This is a genomic window from Sporosarcina koreensis (assembly GCF_001531445.1).
GTDB lineage: Bacteria > Bacillota > Bacilli > Bacillales_A > Planococcaceae > Sporosarcina > Sporosarcina koreensis_C.
The window spans coordinates 1-353 of sequence record NZ_LQYA01000056.1 but is presented as its reverse complement, the minus strand read 5'-3'; the positions used below and the strand labels follow the sequence as shown (position 1 = coordinate 353).

The window sequence follows — 353 nt, the reverse complement described above, 5'->3', positions numbered from 1 at the left end:
TGAAATTAAGGACTATAATCATTCGTTCAAAAAGTTGATGGAACGTAAGGAAGTTAAGAAGATTGCAAAGGGTTATGCTAGAAAGTTAGAAGTCACATATAACGAAGATCGTGATGATTACCACCCACACTTTCATGTGTTGATTGCAGTTAATAAAAGTTATTTTACTGATAAAGATTATTATATTTCTCGGGATCGCTGGCTCGAACTGTGGCAAGAGGTCACGAAAAACCCATTCATTACACAAGTTGACGTGCGGAAAGTTCGCAATGGTCGAGATGATAAAGTTTATGAGATTGCGAAGTACTCTGCAAAAGACAGTGATTATTTAATTAGCCAAGAAGTTTTCGAGG

General features: G+C 36.5%; 1 protein-coding gene. It reads left to right on the top strand.

The window, feature by feature from the left end:
* Positions 1-353, top strand: a 353-nt coding sequence (locus tag AWV70_RS09580) for a protein rep (protein ID WP_201024347.1), incomplete at both ends; no start/stop codon positions are given.